Below are 19,774 nucleotides of genomic sequence, written 5' to 3'. Positions count from 1 at the left end.
CCTATGACTATATTACGTTTAAGCAGTTATATTCTTGCTTTCTTTTTGATGGCTACCGCCCAACTGAAAGCTCAAGTCCCTGAAGACTTTTTTGATTATATGGATCTTTTTGATTTGCAAATGGTTGGTAATCCAGAGATTTCTCCAGATGGTGAAACAATTATTTACGAAAGGCATCAATTTGATGTGATGACCGATAGCCGATTGGTCAACTTATGGCAAATATCGTTTGATGGTGAAACTCACTATCCTATCACCTCCGGGACCAAATACCATGGGAATGTCAACTGGTCTCCGCAAGGCGATAAGTTTGCTTTTACGTCCAATCAAGACGGGTCTAACCAACTCTATGTCTATTGGGTAGAGTCTAAGACCACAGCTGCATTGACGAATTTTACTGAAAGTCCATCTAACATTAGTTGGTCTCCCGATGGGACACAACTCTTATTTAGCAAATTTGTTCCTGAGTCGTCTAAAGCTATCCAGCCCAAAATTCCTTCTCCTCCCAATGGTGCTGAGTGGGAAAAAGAAGCAGACGTTATAGATAAAGCAGTATACAGACGAGATGGTGGGGGCTATGTTCAAGATGGGTACAGTCATATTTTTGTAATTTCTGCTGAAGGTGGAACGGCTCGACAATTAACGTCTGGTTCTCATCAATTTGGTTCATCCTCATGGACTCCAGATGGGAAGCATATCTTATACACAGTGAATAAATCTGAGGATGCTGAAGTGGATCCAAATAATGAACAAATTTTTGAACAGCACATTGAAACAGGAGTAAGTAAACAATTGACTAGCACAAGAGGGCCGTTTTACTCTCCAAAAGTTTCACCTGATGGTAAGCATATCGCTTATACAGGATTCGACGATAAATTTGTGGGTTACCAACTCACCAAACTATATCTGATGTCAAGAGACGGAGCTGAGTTAGAAATCCTTTCCAAAGGCTTTGCACAAGATATCTCTTCGATCACTTGGGCTAAAGATGCTAAGTCTATTTATTTTCGATTTGATGAAGAAGGCAATAGCAAAGTTGGACAAATCAACCTGAAAGGTGAGGTCTCTACAGTGGCAGAAAACTTAGGGTCTCCAAGTATTGGTCGCCCGTATGGTGGCGGAACATATTCAGTCTCCGACAAAGGAAAACTGGCCTTTTCTTATGTGACTACTTCGACACCTGCAGAATTAGCTGTTGTTTCTCAAAAATCTACTAGAGAGACCAAACGTCTCACAAATTTAAATGCCAACCTATTAAAGTCTAAAAAAACAGGAAAGGTTGAGGAGTTCTGGGTAGAGTCTTCAGTAGATGATTTTAAAGTACAAGGCTGGATTCTCACGCCTCCCAGTTTTGATCCTTCCAAGACATATCCTATGATTCTTGAAATCCACGGTGGTCCGTATACCAATTATGGTTCTCGATTTTCACCAGAATTACAATTTATGGCGAGTAGAGGATATGTTGTGGTATATACAAACCCTAGAGGAAGTACAAGTTATGGGGAAGATTTTGCGGCCTATATCAATCACAATTATCCAAGTGAAGATTATAACGATTTGATGGATGCGACAGATTATGTGGTCGACCAAGGTTATATCAATACCGACCAACTTTATATTACAGGCGGAAGTGGAGGAGGAATCCTTACCGCTTGGTCCATTGGTAAAACTGATAGATTTAAAGCGTCTGTAGTGGCAAAGCCAGTCATCAATTGGTACAGTTTTGTCCTGACGGCAGATGGTTCTCCATTTTTTGCCAAGTACTGGTTCAAAAATAAACCTTGGGAAAACCCAGAGGAGTATTTGAAATTTTCACCGATTTCTTTGGTTGGAAATGTCAAAACCCCAACGATGTTACTAACAGGCCAACAAGACTATAGAACGCCAATGAGTGAAACCGAACAGTACTATGCGGCCTTAAAATTACAAGGGATTGAAGCGGTTATGGTACGTATCGCTGGCTCTGGTCACGGCATTGCAAGGAAACCTAGTAACTTGTTTAGGAAAGTGGGGTACATCACCAGTTGGTTCGATAAGCATAAAGAATAATAATCCACTTTTAAATTTCGATTCAGGTTATCCACTTATGTTTAAGATTTAATAAAATAGAGATGAAAACTATGTTTAGTACAAAATAGTTTTCATCTTTGTTTTTATACATGACTATGTCCCAAATCACCACCCTTACTGTTTTAAGCTATAAAAGATTTTCTAACAAATTCTGGGCCTTGTCCATGATGCAGTTTGGGCATACCTATATGAAATCTGTAAAAGGACTTAGTTTTTATAAGCTTATGGGTAGCGGAAAAGATAATTTCAATCCTTTTCCAGATTGGAGTGTGTATTCGGTTTTACAAGTGTGGGAGTCAGAAGATGCTGCTCAAACTTTTTTTGAAACTCATAAGCTCAGTAAAGCCTATCAAGACCACTCAGATAAGATGCAGGTTTATTATATGGAAAGCATTCAAGCCAGAGGCTTATGGAATTCTAAAAACCCTTTTGAATCTACTGTAAATGTAAAGGAGATGGATCCGGATTCTGAAATTGCGGTTATTACCCGAGCCAGTATCAAGACTAACATGCTATTGAAATTCTGGAAATACGTTCCGGAATCTCAAAAACCTCTAGAAAACACTAGTGGGTTGATCTACACTAAAGGTTTTGGTGAACTCCCTTTTATGGAAATGGCAACTTTTAGCGTTTGGAAAGATTTAGCGAGCCTTAAAGCTTATGCTTATCAAAGTCAAGAACACATTAAGGCAATTCAAAAAACAAGAGAATTCGACTGGTACAGTGAGGAGCTATTCTCTAGATTTCGAATTCAGAAAAAAGTCACTTTAAAGGGGTTTTAAGTTTTAAGTCCACTTTTAACGTGTCTCAAAAATGCATTGATAAACGGTAATGAGCTTAAATTCAGAATAATTTTTAAATCTTCAGAAAAAACCGATCTTTCATCCAAAAATCTAAAGATTGTTCTTATAGAATTGTTTTTATACATGCGATGGAAGAGCTCTTCGCCAAAATGATTCTCTTTGCTAAGGACCTCTAAGAAAATTTTATCGTAATGCTTAAATTTAGGAGAGGAGGAGTTGTGATAATAGTCAGGATTTGTTTTCAAAAATTTGATGATCTTCTTGCTTTTCTTCTCGCAATTTTTGAAAGAATACCCAGAAGAAGCTTTTACCCAACCACCTGCTGTTCCAATTTTGATAATGTGTTTTTGATTAAAATCTTCAAAGGGAAAATTCGTCATTGGGATCACACCTTTTTCAGTTTCTAAGATTTTATAATTTTGCTGGTGAAGTTTTTCTGAAATATATCTTTTTAAATAGTGGTCATAAGTGGCTTCACTTACCACATCTGGACTGAAATACGTAAATTCGACTAGTGCTTTAGTAGGAGACATAGGAAGAACATAAGTAAAGCTAGTGGTTTCACCATCTTTGATGCTATAATCCATCATTGTAAATTTAGTGTCATCAAAGACTTCTTCCTCAGTTTCGATAATCCATCCTTTAAAATGCTGAGCGATACTAAGAGAGTCTGAATGGTCTAAAGTATAAAGCGATGGAATTCTACTATCAAATACAAAATCGGCCATGTAATCATTCTCAGGAGTTGTTACGACAGCTTTATCTTGGTTTTGAACTACTTTTTGTACATCTTCTGTTTTCCACTCTATAGTGGACGTGTCGAGTTTCGTTTTGGCAAATTGATAAAAATCAGCTGACCTCAACATTTTGTAGGTATACTTTTTTAAATCAAAATTGATGTCTTCACCTTTGGCAGTAACGATAGATTTCTTCCAAGTCTTAGAAACGATGTGATCCCACTTGCCATTTCCTTTTTCCCAAAAACACCAAGTTCTGTCGTTTTCGGTTTTTTTGTCTTTGTCTAAAATCAGAATCTTCTTATCCTTGAAAAAAACATCTTCATTCATAGCTAAAGCCAGGTTTAAACCAGCCGCTCCAGCTCCTATGATGATATAATTATAATTATAATTAAAAGTAGACATAGAAATAGATAAAAAAGACAAGTTGAACCATATATAAGTGAAACGAAATCAAAAAGTTGCCTTTGACTTTGAACAGATGGAAAATAAGATTAAAGATAAAAGAGATAATTCCCCAAGCAATATAATTATCTATGGGTGCATAGCCTCCGGTAAATTCCCAAAAATCAAAAATGGGAGCTATCTTTTCGATAAATAAATCCAAGAAAAGCATCATAAAAGTGCCTAATAGAGATTTAAGAAATATATTTTCGGATAATTTATTAGCGATCGAACCACAAATAAAAGTAAGCATAGCCCAATTGACTCCAATAAGTAAAGGTACTCCCAAAATCTTAGGACCAAAATTATTACCGTAGGCATAATCTCCAAAGAAAAGGCCAAAAGTCACTCCTAGGTATTCTACTAAAATTCCAAGCACACCAAACGTTAAAAACAGAATCCACTTTTTAATGGAATCCATAGGATAGAAAGCAATTAAGGCTATAAACATTATTACCAAATTGAGACTAGTTCTACTGGCGAACCAGTCCTGATAACCTATGCTAATGCCAATTATTCCTGAAACGTGGAAAAGCCATAGAACGCCAATGGCTATGAATAAATAATTCTGCTGTTGAGTTAAACTCTTCATTTATTGTGGTTGTGGAACTAAATCTGAAACAATTTTAGCAGAGAGCAAACATAAAGGGATTCCTCCCCCAGGATGCACACTTCCTCCACAAAAGTATAAGTTTTTTAGCTTTGAACTGAAGTTTGGATGCCTTAAAAAAGAGGCGAATTTATTATTGCTAGACGTCCCATACAAAGACCCTTGAAACGATGAGGTTGCAAACTCGATATCTTTTGGAGTGACGACGTGTTCAACTTCAATGTGGTTTTCTATTTTGGAGCCTAGACATTTATTGATTTTCGCGATAACTTTCTCTCTGATGTAACTCGTTTGAGCAGTCCAATCTTGGCCGCAATTGGTAGGAGCATTAACCATTACAAACCAGTTTTCATGGCCTTCCTGTGCATCTTCTTTTACTTCCTTAGAAGAGATATTGATATACACAGTAGGGTCTTCTGCAAAGTTTTTTTTATTAAATAAGTGATCAAACTCTTTTTCGTAGTCTTCTGTAAATAGAATATTGTGCAAGTCTAGCTCTCGGAATGTTTTGTTGATTCCCCAGTAGAAAATTAAAGCAGAACTCGAGCGCTCTTGGCTTAAGGTCTTTTTTGGAGCTTTTATTTTTTTTAGGAGGATGTTGTAAGCGGAATAGACATCCATATTACAGACGATAAGATCGAAAGCTTTGTCATCTCCGTTTATTTTTAAAGCTTTTGCGGTATTTTTTTCATAAACGATTTCATCCACCTTTTGGTTTAGATGAATGGATATTCCAACATCTTTAGCGAGCTGAGTCAGACTTTGTGAAATATCATGCATCCCATGTTTAGGAATAAATGTCCCATAATTCATCTCAAGATGTGGAATCATAGACATGATTCCTGGTGTTTTATAAGGGGAGGAACCGTTATAGGTAGCAAACCTATTGAAAAGTTGGATAAGCTTAGGATGGTCAAAATATTTCTTATTTACTTCATTTAGACTGCTGTCCAAATGTAATTTACCTACATTAAAAATCGCCTTTAAGGTATCTTTAGAAAGATAAGTGTCAAACTTATGAAGCGATTTCTCCAAAAATAATTTTGAAGTGAGATCGTATTTGGTTTTCGTATTTTTCAGATAGTCTTCTAAATGTTCTTCAGATTCGTCAAAACTTTTAGCAGCTTCTTTGATAAAGGTTTTGGTATTCGCACTCACTTGAAAGCGTTTTCCATCCTCCCAGAAATAATTGCAGATGGTATCTTTTCTCGTGTACTGAAAGTACTCTTTGGGATCGATATCGAATAATCCAAATAACTCATCCACAAGGTGAGGCATCGTAAATAAGGAAGGACCATAATCGAAACGATATTCTCCTTTGGTGATACTATGAAGTTTACCTCCTGTGTAGTCATTTTGCTCAAATATATCGACTTCATATCCTTTAGCTTTTAGGCGCAAAGCAGAAGCGATTCCAGCGATACCAGAACCTATAATGGCAGCTTGTGACTTCATTTATTTTTTGTTTTTGAGGAACCTTAGAGGAGGGATAAGCATTCCAAAACATTCGCTTTCTCCTTTTCCCAAATGTTTATGGTGAATTTTGTGGGCACGGCGTATACCTTTAGCGTACCAATGGTTTGCTTTTCTGAATAATTTAAACCGTTGGTGAATAAAGATATCATGAACAACAAAATAAGCTAAACCGTAGCCCGCAATACCTGCTCCAATGGCAATTGCAAATTGAAATTGTGCCACCATAAAAAAGTACATGCTTATAACAGCGTAAAACACAAAAAATAAGTCATTGCGTTCCCACCAACTCTTATGGTCTTTATGATGATGATCCTTATGCAATATCCATAAAAAACCATGCATGATGTATTTGTGAGAAAACCACGCCATAAATTCCATCAGTAAAAATGTTGCTAGAAAAACAACTATCCAAATCAATATCTCCATAATCTCAAACTAAATTAAACCTACATGAAATGTAAGATTTTGCTAGTAAACTCGCTTTTTGGTAGTTAGGTACTCTTATTCGCCTGTTTTTGATTTCAAGCGAAGGTGTATTTTTTAATTTCTGAAGTAATTTTGAATAATAAATATAAGCGGTATAAACCCCAAGTTTAGCCTCTACAGGTAACATTGAAATCCCTCTTAAGCCTGCTTCAAAATCTGCATCTATTTCTGAAATGATAGAGGCTTTAGTGTTTTCATCCAGACGGTTTAAGTCCGCCTCAGGGAAATAAGATCTTTCTAAATCTTCACAATCTGCTTTTAAATCTCTTAGAAAATTTACTTTTTGAAAGGCAGAACCCAATCTCATCGCATCTTCTTTGAGGTTTTCATACATTTTAAGATCGCCTTTTACAAATACTTTTAAACACATCAATCCAACTACATCGGCACTTCCATAGATGTAGGCTTTATATTCTTCTTGGGTAAGATAATTGGATTTGTGTAAATCTTTTTCCATACTATCCATAAAAGATTCGTAAAGATGAGCGTCTATATTATATTTATGAACGGTTTCTTGAAAGCTATTTAATATTGGGTTTAGACTTATTTTATGCTCTACAGCATCGTACATATCTACCTGAAACTTTTTAAATAAAATACCCTTATCGTAGTCATGAAAAGTGTCTACTATCTCATCTGCAAATCTTACAAACCCATAAATGTTGTAAATATCTTGCCTAATGGATGGGGCTAGGAGCTTAGTGGCAATAGAAAAAGAAGTGCTATAAGAATGGGTGACCATCTTGCTACATTCTCTCGATACAGTGTCGAACAATGATTTCATTCCTTTAATTTTTCTCAATTAATTCGGACACCAATTTACCCGAAATTAAGGCGGGTGGAACACCAGGTCCAGGGACAGTAAGTTGTCCTGTAAAAAATAAATTTTTTACTTTCTTGCTTTTCAATTTTGGTCTCAAAAAAGCTGTTTGCAATAAAGTATTAGCCATTCCATAAGCATTACCTTTGTATGAGTTGTAATCTTCAACAAAATCGTTTACACAAAAGGATTTTTTAAATATAATATTTTTTCTAACACTTTGGTTTGTTAGTGTTTCAAACCTTGTCATAATTTTGTCAAAATAGTTCTCTCTCAGCTCCTCAGTATCTTCAATCCCTGGAGCAATGGGAATTAAAAAGAAACCATTTTCATGACCTTCAGGTGCTGTTCCAGGATCTATTATGGATGTAAAATTGGCGTAGAACAATGGATCTTCAGGCCATTGGGGCGTGGTATAAATATCTTGAGCATGAGCTTCAAAATCCACATCAAAAAACAAATTATGATGCTTGACGTTTTCTAATTTTTTATCGAAACCTAAATAAAATAGCAAAGAAGAAGGTGCAAAGACTTTTTTATCCCAGTAAGATTCTGAGTATTGACGATCTTTTTCGTCCAACAATGTTTCTGTGTGATGATAATCTGCTCCAGACAAAATGACATCGAAGGCTTTAATTTCACCATTGACTTTCAGACTTTTGGCTGTGTGATTTTCAACATTAATTTTTTCGATGTTAGCATTGGTATGAAGTTCCACTCCAAGTGATTTTGCTAAATCTACAATAGCAGCGATGACTTCATGAAATCCTCCTCTAGGATGCCATGTTCCTAAACCAAAATCTGCATAATTCATAAAATTATAAAAAGAAGGCGTTTCACTTGGCTTAGCCCCTAAAAATAATACAGGAAATTTTAAAATCTGTTTTAGCTTTTCATTTTTAAATACCTTTTCTACGTCCTTATCGACAGTACTAAAAAATTCTCCAAGTTTGGTAACTGTTTTTAGAGTAACTAATTCAAGCGGAGAAACGCCTGGATTATAGACTAAATCTTTTATGGCAATGTCATAATTTTTGCGGGCATTGTCTATGAATTTTTTGAGTTTCTTAGCGCCATTTTCTTCTTCTTGGTCAAAGATTTTATAAATCTTATCTAAGCTATCTCCAATTTCGATAGTTTCTCCACCTTCAAAAATGACTTGATAACCTGGGTCCAGTTTATCAAGTGTATAATAATCAGAAGGTTTTTTATCAAAGTCAGCAAAAAATCTTTCAAAAACATCAGGCATCCAATACCAAGAAGGACCCATGTCAAAAGTGAAGCCTTCCACTTTAAGACGACGGGCTCTACCACCCAAACTATCATTTTTTTCAAAAAGATCAACTTTATGTCCGTTTTTTGCTAAATAACAAGCGGCAGCTAATGACGAGAAGCCAGATCCAATGACTGCAATCGATTTACTCATATTATAAGTTTAGTGTCAGTTCTGAGATATCTCTAAAGGCTCTAATGCCTTCAGGTAGTTTAGTATTATTTTCTATAAGTTCAATAGATTTACGACCTAATAGCCAGTATTCACAACGCCCATCAGGACAGATATGCTCTTTAAAATCTATTAAATATTGTTCAATATGATCTGGTTTTACAGTAAGGTAACTCACAAAAATAGTATTTTGATACAGAGTTGAAAGATACGTTAAATCTTGCATAGGTAAGCTCTGACCTAAAAATATTACTTTGTAACCATGTGATAAAATCTCATAGTTTGTATAGTATAAACCAATATCGTGAATTTCTTCATCGGGTAAGAAAAGGACAAAAACTTTATCTGTTTTTGAAGCATTTTCCTTTTGAAGTTTTTCAATATTGATAAAGAGCTTTTGTTTTATCAGATTAGATATAAATTGCTCATGAGCAGGGGTAATTGTACCCGCCTGCCAAAGCGTTCCGGTCTCGATCATTAAAGGGATAAAAACATCTTCATAAATTTCAGAAAATGTTTTATTGATGAGTAAATTCTCATACGTTCTTAAGAATAAAGGCTGATCAAAATTCATCATTGCCACCTTCATTGATTTCAATGCTCGACTGTAATTACTTTTACTGGTCGTAATACTTTGAACAAGATCAGAAATTTCTTCATCGTCAAGTTTTGAGATTCTCGAAATTTTATATCCATTTTCATTTAAAAACGCAATATTCAAAATCTTTTGAAGTCCAGTGACTCCATAATTTCTGATATTGGTTTCTGTGCGCTCAGGCTCTAAAACTCCGTATCTTTTCTCCCACATCCGTATGGTGTGAGCTTTGATACCGCTCAACGATTCTAAATCTTTAATGCTGAAATTTTGTTTAATGTTTCCCATGGTTTTGTATAACAATATCCAAAAATATTAAATATTGATGTACTTTGTTTAAAATTTCAAGTTAAAAGTTAAACAATTTTTCAAAAAACTTAATTTTAGCTCTCTCAGAGCTTCGAATTTATTTATGATTTGTCTAGCCTAAGGCTTAAAACCTAAAGTTTAGCTAGGTCTAGTCGGAAAGCATCTTCTTCATTCGTTTTTATTCCTAAAGCTTCATGAACATAATCAAATGTAGAAAGTAATCTAGGTATACCATCCACTAAAGCCACATCATGTTCGAAATGAATACTAGGTAAACCATCTGCGGTTAGTATTGTCCAGCCGTCTGGTAATTGTTTTATACTTTTGGTTCCCATATTGATCATGGGTTCAATAGCAACTGTCATTCCTTCTAGAAACTTTTTACCTCTGCCTCTTTTACCATAGTTAGGCATTTGAGGGTCTTCATGCATCGTTTTTCCTAAACCATGACCAACCAACTCCCTAACGACTCCATAGCCATTCTTCTCAGTGTGTTTTTGGATGGCATAGCCTACATCTCCCACGCGATTTCCACTTACAAACTGTTCTATTCCTTTATAAAGGGATTCTTTAGTAACTCGGATTAATCTTCTTATGTCTTCAGAAACATTACCAACTTCAAAAGTATAGGCATGGTCACCATAATATTCATTTTTCAGAGCACCGCAATCAATAGAAATAATATCTCCTTCGATTAAAGGTTTAGTATTAGGGATACCGTGCACAACTTGAGCATTTGGGCTCATGCAAAGTGTATTTGGAAAGTCATACATGCCTAAAAAACCAGGAATTGCTCCATGATCCCTTATAAATTCTTCTGCAAGCTTATCTAAGTGAAGGGTTGTAACTCCAGGTTTCACCTCTTTAGCAAGCATTCCTAAGGTTTTTGACACGATTTGTGCACTTTCGTGCATAAGCTTTATCTCCTCTTTTGTCTTTGTTATAATCATTTATCTCTTTTAAAAATAGATTCAAAAAAATATTTCTTCTTAGATTTTAGTTGTCTTAACTCTTCATCTTCGCCTAATAACTCCCTATATATTGCTCCCCATCCCATAAATCCACCAACATTTCTATCGTCTATAAAAACATCTGCGTTTATTTTTCGGCTAATTTTTTCAGAATAATTTTCTTCAGTATAACTTTTATTAACGGCATAAAATTCAATGCCCTCTTGTCTGCAAAACTCCACGGCTTCCTGAAGGCTCCTTCCACTTCTATAGGTCCATAAAATAAGGGGAAAGCCTTTTTCCTGAAGTTTTTTCAGGGTTTCAAAAGCGAAGAGCTTAGGCTTACCTATAGCAGGGTATTTATCATCTACTATAGTGCCATCAAAATCGATAGCTAGAACTGGTTGTTTGGATGAAATCATAAAACTCAATTAAAAGTCATAGACGTGTTTGTAACTTTGTCTAGACAAAATTTTCAGCAGGTCTTCCTCTAGTGATTCTTGAGCAAATTCTACATATCTGTTTAGTTCTTTACCATTCTCATCAAGAATAATAATTGTTGGGACATTCATGATATTTAAACTTTTTCGCTCTGCTTCTGAAAGGTTGGGAACTACTTTGTCTCTATCTACGCCTACTAACTTCAAGTTATCCATATCAAAATTAACCTGATCTAAAAGTTTGATTAATTGGGGAAACTCTCTTTGGCTGTCGGGACACCATGTTCCCACATAAACCTCGATATGAAAGTTCTCTTTTTCCACTTCGGAAGTAAGTTTTTTTAAAGCCTCAGGATTCGGGGAATATTTTTCATAGGATATATTAAACCATTCTTTATTTTTGGTTGCCTTCAACTCCTCTAAATTAAATTCACCTAACATTAGTTCATAATTTTGAAGGTCTTGTCTCGATTCAGGTGACATAAAACTACAGAAAATGAATCCTAAAACGATGACACTTAATACGTATTTGATATTTTTCATGATAGCAATGAATGTTGAGTCATTAATTCTGGTTTTTCAATATCCATAAGGTCAAGAATTGTAGGAGCAATATCTCCTAATATACCGTCTTTGATGGAGGTTATATCATCATCAACTAAGATGAAAGGAACAGGGTTGGTGGTATGTGCTGTATTTGGTGATCCATCTGGATTTATCATAGTTTCGCTATTACCGTGATCGGCGATAACAATGACTGAGTAGCCTTCCTTTTTTGCAGCAGTAACCACGTCTTTCAGGCATTCGTCAACCGTTTCACAGGCTTTTACAGCAGCATCAAAATCTCCTGTGTGACCTACCATGTCTGGATTAGCAAAATTTAAACATATAAAATCTGCACTTTTTTCAGATATTTCTTTGACGATCTTATCTTTTAATAGGTAAGCACTCATCTCGGGTTGTAAGTCATAAGTAGCTACTTTCGGAGAATTGACCATAATGCGTTTTTCGTCTCTAAAGGGTTTTTCTCTGCCTCCGGAAAAGAAAAAGGTAACATGAGGATATTTTTCTGTTTCTGCAGCTCTTATTTGAGATTTTCCGGTATGCTCCAAAACTTCTCCTAAAGTGGCTTTGATGTTGTCTTTTTTGAAAACAACATTGATATTTTTAAAGGTATCGTCGTATTTTGTCAATGTGACGAAATACAAGGGAATGGACTTCATGTCATAGAGCTTAAAATCCTCCTGACTTAAGACTTGAGTCAATTGGCGTCCACGATCTGTCCTGAAGTTGAAAAAGATCACAACATCACCTTCTTTTATTTTTGCAACAGGTTTATCATTTTTGGTAATAGAAATAGGTTTGATGAATTCATCCGAAACTCCGTCATCATAACTTTTTTGAAGTGCTTCTAAAGGATTTTCAGTGAAGGTTTCAGCCTCCCCTTTGACAATTAAGTCGTAGGCTTTTTCGACTCTTTCCCAACGCTTATCCCTATCCATCGCATAGTATCTTCCAATGACAGAGGCTAATTGAGTGTTTGTCTTTTTAAAATGTGGAAGCAAACTTTCTATAAATCCTTTTCCAGAATGTGGATCGACATCTCTTCCGTCTGTAAAGGCATGCACATATTTTTTAGAAATACCAAACTCCTCAGCCGCAGAGACCAAACCTTTTAAATGATCGGTATGTGAATGAACACCTCCATCACTCACAAGACCTAGAAAATGAACGGCTTTATCATTTTTTTTGGCATAATCAAAAGCTTGTTCAAGCGCAGGCTCATTTTTAAGTGTATCATTTTTTACAGCCATATTGATTTTTGCCAAATCTTGATAAACGACACGTCCAGCTCCAAGATTCATATGTCCCACTTCAGAATTCCCCATTTGTCCTTCTGGTAAACCTACGTGTAGCCCATCTGTTCTCAAAGTAGCATGTGGATACTTCTTATATAAGCTATCCATAAAGGGGGTATTAGCTTTATCTACAGCAGAGATTTCTTTAGATGGAGAAATACCCCAGCCGTCTAATATTGTTAATATGACTTTTTTGCCCATTTTGATCTTATTTTTTGCTAAAATAGTAATTATTGATAGATAGTAAGGAGAGTTTAAGATGGCATTAAAATAGTATTGATTCCTAAAGCATAATTTTTAAAGTAAGAGGCTATGAATTCTGGAGTCATCTTCGATTTTCCATCAAAATTCAACTTTTCCCAGGATTTCTGAAAACTCTCTTTCATTTGGAGGTTAAGAAAATCCTTGGATGACGGGGAGAAGGAGTAATGCCAAGGTTCATATAAAAAACCTTTTCTAGTAGTATCATCCGTATAAACAAGCTCAAATCCAAAATCACTTCCATAGCGCTCCATCCATATTTTTAAATTTGAAAATACTCCAGTTCCGTGGTAGTGTTTTTCCAAGAGAACATCTTCTTTAGGTAGCTGAACAGATTGGTCAATTATATCTATATCCGTACCCCAATGGTGTCGAGAAGTTCCTGGAATGGAGGAGTAGGTCATAATTTCTAAAATGGCTTCAGAACTGGAGAGGGTCTTACTAAGCTGATTATATTTATTCTCCCAAATTTGTTTCTGTTGTGAAAAACTTCTATAACCGGATACAATCTGAAGATGGATATCATCTTTAAGAGCAGCAGATTGCATTTTCGAAAAGGATTTATAGGTTTCTTTTTCCAATAAAATGGGCGAGGGTTCAAGATGAGAGGTATCCAACCCTAAAACTTGCTCAATGCTTATGTTTTGAAAATCAAAAGACGTTTTAAAGAAAGTTTGGAAAGGAAATTGAAGTCCAATTCCAGCCAAGATAGAACTATACAGAAATCTTTTTCGGTTCATTTTAGATCAAACTTTTTGACATTCTGTAATGAAGTCCAACATCTGGAACAATGAATTCCTTAGAGATAACTTTAAAGCCGAGTTTTGAGTAAAACTCCTCAGCGGAAATTCTGGCATTACACCATAAAACTGGAATCCCTAGAGCTTTAAGTTCGTGTTCAGAAAAATTTACTAGTTGCTTTCCAATACCTTTACCTCTGTACTCTAAATCGACTGCCATTCCTCTCAATTGGTAGTGTTTGGTCTTGGACAATTCATCGGTATTCGCTTCAAATAGACTGAGGATTCCTATACACTTGGAATCTACAAAAGCACCAATATGCTTGGTGCTTTTTAGATTATCTCCTTTCCAAATACAAGAGCTTTGAGGTTTACCGAGTCTTAAAACGTTTTGTCTTAATTCTAAGGTCTCTTCAGCAGAGATATATCGCATAGATAACTTCAAAAGTTACGACAATATACCGTCAACAATTCCGTAGTCTGAAGATTCCTGAGCGTCCATCCAGTGGTCTCTCTTGAAATCTTTCATTACTTTGTCTAAGTCCTGCCCACAGTTGTCAGCAAGAATTTTTGCACTTAGCTCCTTTATTTTTAAAATTTCTTTGGCTTGGATTTCAATATTGGAAGCCTGGCCTTGAGCACCACCCATGGGTTGATGAATCATTATTTTGGCATGAGGCTGGATAAAACGCTTGCCTTTTTCACCACCAGACATTAAAATAGAACCCATAGAAGCTGCTAAACCACAACAAATTGTAGAAACTGGACTTTTTAATCCTTTCATGGTATCGTAGATAGCAAATCCATCAGTTACATATCCACCTGGGCTGTTAATGTAAAATTGGATTTCATCATTGCTTTCCATATCAAGATACATCAATCTATCAATAATATGCTTGGCACTTTTGCCATCGACTTGGCCATTCAAAAACACTTTGCGTTCTTCTAAAAACTTTTTATCTATAAGGTCTTGAACTTTTCCTGATTTATCACTCATAATTTTTTATTTGTGGCGTAAAATTAAAATTATATTTTAAAAGGGACTGCTTTATTTGAAGAGTATTAACGTAAGTTGGTGACAACAAAAACAAAAAAGACCTCGTGCTACCAAGGCCTCTATAAATTTTGAATTGAAAACTAGTCTATTTTAATGATTTTACCATCGGGCATGGTTTGCATAACAGACTCATAACTATTTAAATTAGGATTGTTTTCTGCAAATTTTGCAGGGATAATAGCTATCCTAAATGTCTTATTGAAAATATACTCATCTGGTACTGTATCTAAATTTACATTGCCATCTAAAAATATATTAGCATTAAAGTAAGTATGATTATAGGTATAAACCACCTGATTACCATCATCGAAAAAGAAGCTTTGAGGAAGAGGCGTCCATACATTCGCAGGACCTCCTTCATCATTAATAACCTCCTCGAGAAGATAAACAAGAACGACATCACTTTCAAAAACTTCTATATCTAAGGGGAATTCAAAAAGGGTAGAGTAATTATTTTGAGGTAGAAGGTCTCTGTTAATCTCATAAACGTTACCTAAAAGAACACCTCCATCAAGACCTTGGGGCCCTCTATCCCCTTCACAGGCGATAAGGCTTAATAATACGATCAATAAATAGCTAATTTTCTTCATCTTATTTGTTTTTAAAGTCAATACTTAGTGAATTTACACAATAGCGTTTTCCGGTTTCTGTGGGGCCATCATCAAAAATGTGACCAATGTGGCCACCGCAATTGGAACATAAAATTTCAATGCGTTGCATCCCAAATTTGCTATCCTTTATATATTCTATAGACCCTTCTACAGAACTGTCGAAGCTCGGCCATCCACAATTACTCTCGAATTTGGACTGACTATCAAAAAGTAACTCACCACAACCTCTGCACTTGTACTTACCACCCTCAAAGTGAGTATTATATTTACCTGAGTGAGGAGGTTCCGTCCCTTTTTCTCTCAAGACATGGAATTCTTTTTCAGAGAGTTTTTCTTTCCATTGTTCTTCTGATACCTGATTTGAGTCTGCCATATTATTTTTTTTGTTTAGGAATAAATTTTAATGCAACACCGTTTATACAGTGTCTTTTACCAGTGGTTTCTCTTGGACCATCATCAAAAAGATGTCCAAGGTGTCCTCCGCAATCTCCGCAGAGTAACTCAGATCGTTCATAGCCTAAATTCCTGTCTGAGCTCATCGCCAAACTTCCATCAAAAGCTCGGTCAAAACTCGGCCAACCTGTTCCACTGTCAAATTTGTGTTTAGTCTCGTAAAGTTCGTTTCCGCAAGCAGCACAAACAAAAGTACCCGACTCCTTAACGTCATCAAGTGGGCTAGAAAAAGGTCTTTCTGTCCCCGCCTTTCTTAGGATATTAAATTCTTCTTGGGTAAGTTCAGCTTTCCATTCATTTTCCGTTTTTTTGACTTTATAATCCCTGGTTTTTTGTTCTTCTTGCTGAGCTTCAGACTTACAGGAGATCAAACCAAATAACACTGCTATAATCCATAAATTTTTCATCATATTTTTTTTAAAATTAAAACTTCTAAGACAACATCCATCAACTTTCACAAATCAATCACATTAGAAATTCAATTTTATGATTAGTTTTGATAAAAATTAATACTATGTCTAAGTTCAAATTCTGTACCAGCTTTTTATTGATCCTATTTATTTTTGGTTGTGGTCAAAATCCATTTACGGGCAAGAGCACGTTAGCACTGGTTCCTAATTCGCAAATTATACCAATGTCTTTCCAGCAATACAATCAAGTTTTGGAAGAAAGTAAAGTCATAAAAGAAGGAGATCAAGCTCAAATGATCCAGCGTGTAGGATTAAAAATAGCCAATGCCTCTGAGCGTTGGTTAATAGAAAATGGATATCCAAACTATACAGATGATTACAAATGGGAATTTAACCTTATAGACGATGATCAAGTGAATGCATGGGCTATGCCTGGAGGTAAAATCGCTTTTTATACAGGAATTTTACCAATTGCTGAAAATGAAGCTGGAGTTGCGGCTATTATGGGGCATGAAGTAGCTCACGCTTTAGCCAATCATGGTCAACAGCGTATGAGTGCTGGTCAAATTCAACAAACAGTAGGTGCGGTTGGAACAATCGCTCTAGGTAATCAAGATCAGCAAACCCAGGAGTTGTTTACTTCTGCATATGGTATTGGCTCTCAAATTGGGATCATGCTACCTTTCAGTAGAAATCACGAAACCGAAGCCGATAAGATTGGGATAAAATTGATGGCCATTGCTGGTTATAACCCAGATGAAGCAGCAAAATTATGGAAACGAATGAAAGAATCTTCTGGAGGAGCGGGTCCACCTCAATTTTTGAGCACACACCCGTCTAACGATGAACGAATCAGCAATCTTCAAAATTGGTCTGCTGAAGCTAAAGCAGAAGCAGCAAAGTTTGGTGTGACTTCATTTCAAAACTAAATCTTGGAACAGAAAACATTTCCTAAAGGCCATAAGAAACTAATTAACGCCTGGGCGTTTTATGATTGGGCAAATTCAGTTTACCCTCTTGTGGTTAGCTCAGCTATTTTTCCAATTTATTACGGGGCGCTCACTATCCTAAAAGATGATGATGGTCTTGTGATTAAAGATACCGTCAACTTTCTTGGTTTCGATTTTAATAATGATGCCCTGATAAGTTATGTAACGGCTTTAGCTTTTGTTGTGATCTCTATTATAAGCCCACTCCTGGGGGGGATTTCAGATTATATGGGGAATAAGAAAAACTTCATGAAATTCTTCAATTACCTAGGAGCTATTTCTTGTATAGGATTATTTTGGTTTTCTCTAGAAAACCTATGGTTTGGGCTTTTATGTTACTTTTTTGGACTCATAGGGTTTTGGGGAAGCATAGTGTTTTACAATTCTTACTTGCCGGATATCGCTCTTAAGGACCAGCAAGATAGAGTTTCAGCAAAAGGCTATACTTTAGGGTATATGGGTAGCGTTATCCTTCTGGTTTGCTGTTTAATTCTAATTTTATTTCATAGTAGCTTTGGATTCGTTAGCGAATCGCTTCCTACCCGAATTTCATTTATTTTGACAGGTGTTTGGTGGATTGTTTTCAGTCAATATACCTATGCTTATTTGCCAAAAGGCAATCGTAAGGGGAAGATTAAAACAAAAGATTTACTGCTGAATGGCTTCCGAGAATTAAAAACCACGTACACTAAAATCAAGACTTCTTACGCGATGGGATCTTACTTGAAGGCCTTCTTTGTCTACAGTACCGCCGTGCAAACTATAATGTTGATCGCCACCTACTTTGGCGTTGGAGAAATCCAATGGCCAAAAGGAGAATCTACCACAGGTCTCATTGTGAGTATACTCCTAATCCAGTTAGTGGCTATAGTGGGCGCTAACGCCGCCTCTCGGCTTGCTGAATCCTACGGAAACATCAACCTACTGATTTGGATTAATACCATTTGGATAGGGATTTGTGTCTATGCGTTCTTTATTACTCAGCCTATGCAGTTTTATATTACTGCCTTTTTTGTTGGCTTGGTGATGGGGGCCATTCAATCTTTATCGAGATCTACTTTCTCGAAGTATATCCCAGATGATGAAAAAGATACCGCTTCCTTTTTTAGTTTTTATGAAGTGACTGAAAAAGTAGGCATAGTGATAGGAATGTTTTTGTACGGGTTTATAGCTCAAATTACAGGAAGTATAAGAAATGCTATACTTTTTTTAATTTTGTTTTTTATAGGAGGGATTTTTCTTCTCTTTAGATTGAAAGTTCAAACTAAAAAGGTATAAGATGGCATTTATCTGGCACCTTACTATTGTTGAAATGAAAGACAACTTGCTTGTAACAGGTACTGTTTTAAAGCATAAAACCTCTATTGATAAACAGCCTAAATCCATTTTGAGGAATTTTTGGAATGTCATAACATCATATCAAAAAAAGCCTTATAAAACCAAACTCATCACTCTTGAAATGGAGTCGAAATCTTTTGAAATTATGACCTCAAAGCGAGGCTATTTTTTTGAAATACTTCCTGTCAAAAATTTGAAAGATTTTAGACTATACGACCACACCCATAATGAGCTAGCTATTCATCAGTTTCATCCTGTGTATTTTAAAAATCTAGAAACACCCATCGAGGTGGTTTCTGATATTGATGATACCGTGATACATTCTCACACTGCCTCTGTACTTAAACGAATCTATACCCTTCTTTTTAAGAGACCCAAGCGAAGAAAAAAAGTCTTATTCAGTAATTCTCTTTTAGATTTTCTTGATGAGAACCAACTCAGGATATTCTACCTTTCTAAAAGTGAGAGTAACTTATTTGGATTGATTACCTCGATTTTCAGATTCAATGAAATTCCAAATGGTGCTTTATTTTTGACCCCCTATCTAAAATTTAAATCTTTATTTAAGCCTAAAAAAGGAAATCATAAACTTCGATTTCTACATCAGTTGCTCACCAATTTACCCGATAAGAGCTTTATATTAATAGGAGATGATACCCAAAAGGATATCGATATTTATACTCAAGTTGTCCATACATTTAGGCCTCAGATTTCAAAGGTTTATATAAGACAAACCGGCTTTTCCATAGATGAGATTCAGACCAAAAAATGGGAAGCTTTAAAGCAAACAGGAATACCTTGTACTTACTTTCAAGATGAGGATGATATAGATCTTGAAATCGAAAGCCTTAAGCAATTACTCAATTTGTAAA

At 35.8% G+C, this 19,774-nt stretch carries 22 protein-coding genes; 5 read left to right on the top strand and 17 right to left on the bottom strand.

Annotated features, from left to right (window positions below):
- The first annotated feature begins 3 nt into the window (after positions 1–3).
- Both P700755_RS02870 and P700755_RS02865 read left to right on the top strand, forming a co-directional pair.
- The gene (locus P700755_RS02870) at positions 4–2,049 is read left to right on the top strand and encodes a S9 family peptidase (RefSeq protein ID WP_015023256.1); all 2,046 of its coding nucleotides are present in this window, start codon (positions 4–6) and stop codon (positions 2,047–2,049) included.
- A gap of 116 nt (positions 2,050–2,165) precedes the next feature.
- Positions 2,166–2,852: a DUF3291 domain-containing protein gene (locus tag P700755_RS02865; protein ID WP_041758118.1), complete on the top strand. Its 687-nt coding sequence runs from the start codon at positions 2,166–2,168 to the stop codon at positions 2,850–2,852.
- On the opposite strand, the gene P700755_RS02860 is transcribed toward P700755_RS02865, so the two are convergent.
- The 17 genes from P700755_RS02860 to msrB (P700755_RS02780) all read right to left on the bottom strand — a co-directional run bounded on the left by P700755_RS02860 (position 2,849) and on the right by msrB (P700755_RS02780) (position 16,572).
- Positions 2,849–4,015: a lycopene cyclase family protein gene (locus tag P700755_RS02860; protein ID WP_015023254.1), complete on the bottom strand. Its 1,167-nt coding sequence runs from the start codon at positions 4,013–4,015 to the stop codon at positions 2,849–2,851. The two genes, P700755_RS02865 and P700755_RS02860, sit on opposite strands and share 4 nt — an antisense overlap.
- Positions 4,002–4,646 carry a carotenoid biosynthesis protein gene (locus tag P700755_RS02855; RefSeq protein ID WP_015023253.1) on the bottom strand — a complete coding sequence of 215 codons (645 nt, stop codon included), beginning with the start codon at positions 4,644–4,646 and terminating at the stop codon, positions 4,002–4,004. Before P700755_RS02855 ends, P700755_RS02860 begins: the two co-directional genes overlap by 14 nt.
- Positions 4,647–6,119, bottom strand: a complete 1,473-nt coding sequence (gene crtD / locus P700755_RS02850; protein WP_015023252.1) for a 1-hydroxycarotenoid 3,4-desaturase CrtD — start codon at positions 6,117–6,119, stop codon at positions 4,647–4,649.
- Complete coding sequence (locus P700755_RS02845) at positions 6,120–6,566, bottom strand: sterol desaturase family protein (RefSeq protein WP_015023251.1); 447 nt, start codon at positions 6,564–6,566, stop codon at positions 6,120–6,122.
- A 4-nt stretch (positions 6,567–6,570) separates the two neighbouring features.
- On the bottom strand, positions 6,571–7,410 hold the full coding sequence (locus P700755_RS02840; protein ID WP_015023250.1) for a phytoene/squalene synthase family protein: 840 nt from the start codon (positions 7,408–7,410) through the stop codon (positions 6,571–6,573).
- Between the two features lie 4 nt (positions 7,411–7,414).
- A complete protein-coding gene (locus P700755_RS02835; RefSeq protein WP_015023249.1) occupies positions 7,415–8,872 on the bottom strand; it encodes a phytoene desaturase family protein in 1,458 nt (485 codons plus the stop codon).
- A 1-nt stretch (position 8,873) separates the two neighbouring features.
- Positions 8,874–9,773, bottom strand: a complete 900-nt coding sequence (locus P700755_RS02830; protein WP_015023248.1) for a MerR family transcriptional regulator — start codon at positions 9,771–9,773, stop codon at positions 8,874–8,876.
- Positions 9,774–9,925: 152 nt separating this feature from the next.
- Positions 9,926–10,744, bottom strand: coding sequence for a type I methionyl aminopeptidase (gene map / locus P700755_RS02825; protein ID WP_015023247.1), 819 nt, complete (start codon positions 10,742–10,744; stop codon positions 9,926–9,928).
- Positions 10,741–11,166, bottom strand: coding sequence for a BT0820 family HAD-type phosphatase (locus P700755_RS02820; protein ID WP_015023246.1), 426 nt, complete (start codon positions 11,164–11,166; stop codon positions 10,741–10,743). The genes map and P700755_RS02820 overlap by 4 nt, the downstream gene beginning before the upstream one ends.
- A gap of 9 nt (positions 11,167–11,175) precedes the next feature.
- The gene (locus tag P700755_RS02815; protein WP_015023245.1) at positions 11,176–11,727 is read right to left on the bottom strand and encodes a TlpA family protein disulfide reductase; all 552 of its coding nucleotides are present in this window, start codon (positions 11,725–11,727) and stop codon (positions 11,176–11,178) included.
- Positions 11,724–13,244, bottom strand: coding sequence for a 2,3-bisphosphoglycerate-independent phosphoglycerate mutase (gene gpmI, locus P700755_RS02810; RefSeq protein ID WP_015023244.1), 1,521 nt, complete (start codon positions 13,242–13,244; stop codon positions 11,724–11,726). The genes P700755_RS02815 and gpmI overlap by 4 nt, the downstream gene beginning before the upstream one ends.
- 53 nt (positions 13,245–13,297) lie before the next feature.
- Positions 13,298–14,044, bottom strand: coding sequence for a M15 family metallopeptidase (locus P700755_RS02805; protein ID WP_015023243.1), 747 nt, complete (start codon positions 14,042–14,044; stop codon positions 13,298–13,300).
- Between the two features lies 1 nt (position 14,045).
- Positions 14,046–14,489 (bottom strand): GNAT family N-acetyltransferase, encoded by a 444-nt coding sequence (locus tag P700755_RS02800; RefSeq protein ID WP_245535995.1) that lies wholly within the window; start codon positions 14,487–14,489, stop codon positions 14,046–14,048.
- Positions 14,490–14,492: 3 nt separating this feature from the next.
- Positions 14,493–15,041: a ClpP family protease gene (locus tag P700755_RS02795; protein ID WP_015023241.1), complete on the bottom strand. Its 549-nt coding sequence runs from the start codon at positions 15,039–15,041 to the stop codon at positions 14,493–14,495.
- A gap of 140 nt (positions 15,042–15,181) precedes the next feature.
- Positions 15,182–15,691 carry a hypothetical protein gene (locus P700755_RS02790; protein ID WP_015023240.1) on the bottom strand — a complete coding sequence of 170 codons (510 nt, stop codon included), beginning with the start codon at positions 15,689–15,691 and terminating at the stop codon, positions 15,182–15,184.
- Position 15,692: 1 nt separating this feature from the next.
- On the bottom strand, positions 15,693–16,085 hold the full coding sequence (gene msrB / locus P700755_RS02785) for a peptide-methionine (R)-S-oxide reductase MsrB (RefSeq protein WP_015023239.1): 393 nt from the start codon (positions 16,083–16,085) through the stop codon (positions 15,693–15,695).
- Between the two features lies 1 nt (position 16,086).
- Positions 16,087–16,572: a peptide-methionine (R)-S-oxide reductase MsrB gene (gene msrB, locus P700755_RS02780; RefSeq protein ID WP_015023238.1), complete on the bottom strand. Its 486-nt coding sequence runs from the start codon at positions 16,570–16,572 to the stop codon at positions 16,087–16,089.
- 107 nt (positions 16,573–16,679) lie between these two features.
- Between msrB (P700755_RS02780) and P700755_RS02775 the strand changes: the two genes are divergently transcribed.
- The 3 genes from P700755_RS02775 to P700755_RS02765 are packed head-to-tail and all read left to right on the top strand — an operon-like array spanning position 16,680 to position 19,773.
- Positions 16,680–17,504, top strand: a complete 825-nt coding sequence (locus tag P700755_RS02775) for a M48 family metallopeptidase (RefSeq protein ID WP_015023237.1) — start codon at positions 16,680–16,682, stop codon at positions 17,502–17,504.
- Positions 17,505–17,507: 3 nt separating this feature from the next.
- Positions 17,508–18,842, top strand: a complete 1,335-nt coding sequence (locus tag P700755_RS02770; protein WP_015023236.1) for an MFS transporter — start codon at positions 17,508–17,510, stop codon at positions 18,840–18,842.
- 1 nt (position 18,843) lies between these two features.
- Positions 18,844–19,773: a phosphatase domain-containing protein gene (locus P700755_RS02765; RefSeq protein ID WP_015023235.1), complete on the top strand. Its 930-nt coding sequence runs from the start codon at positions 18,844–18,846 to the stop codon at positions 19,771–19,773.
- The last annotated feature ends 1 nt before the right edge of the window (position 19,774 follow it).

This window comes from Psychroflexus torquis ATCC 700755, from assembly GCF_000153485.2.
In the GTDB taxonomy this organism is placed as follows: domain Bacteria; phylum Bacteroidota; class Bacteroidia; order Flavobacteriales; family Flavobacteriaceae; genus Psychroflexus; species Psychroflexus torquis.
The sequence above is the reverse complement of the archived record's forward strand: the minus strand, read 5'-3'. Positions and strand labels throughout refer to the sequence as shown.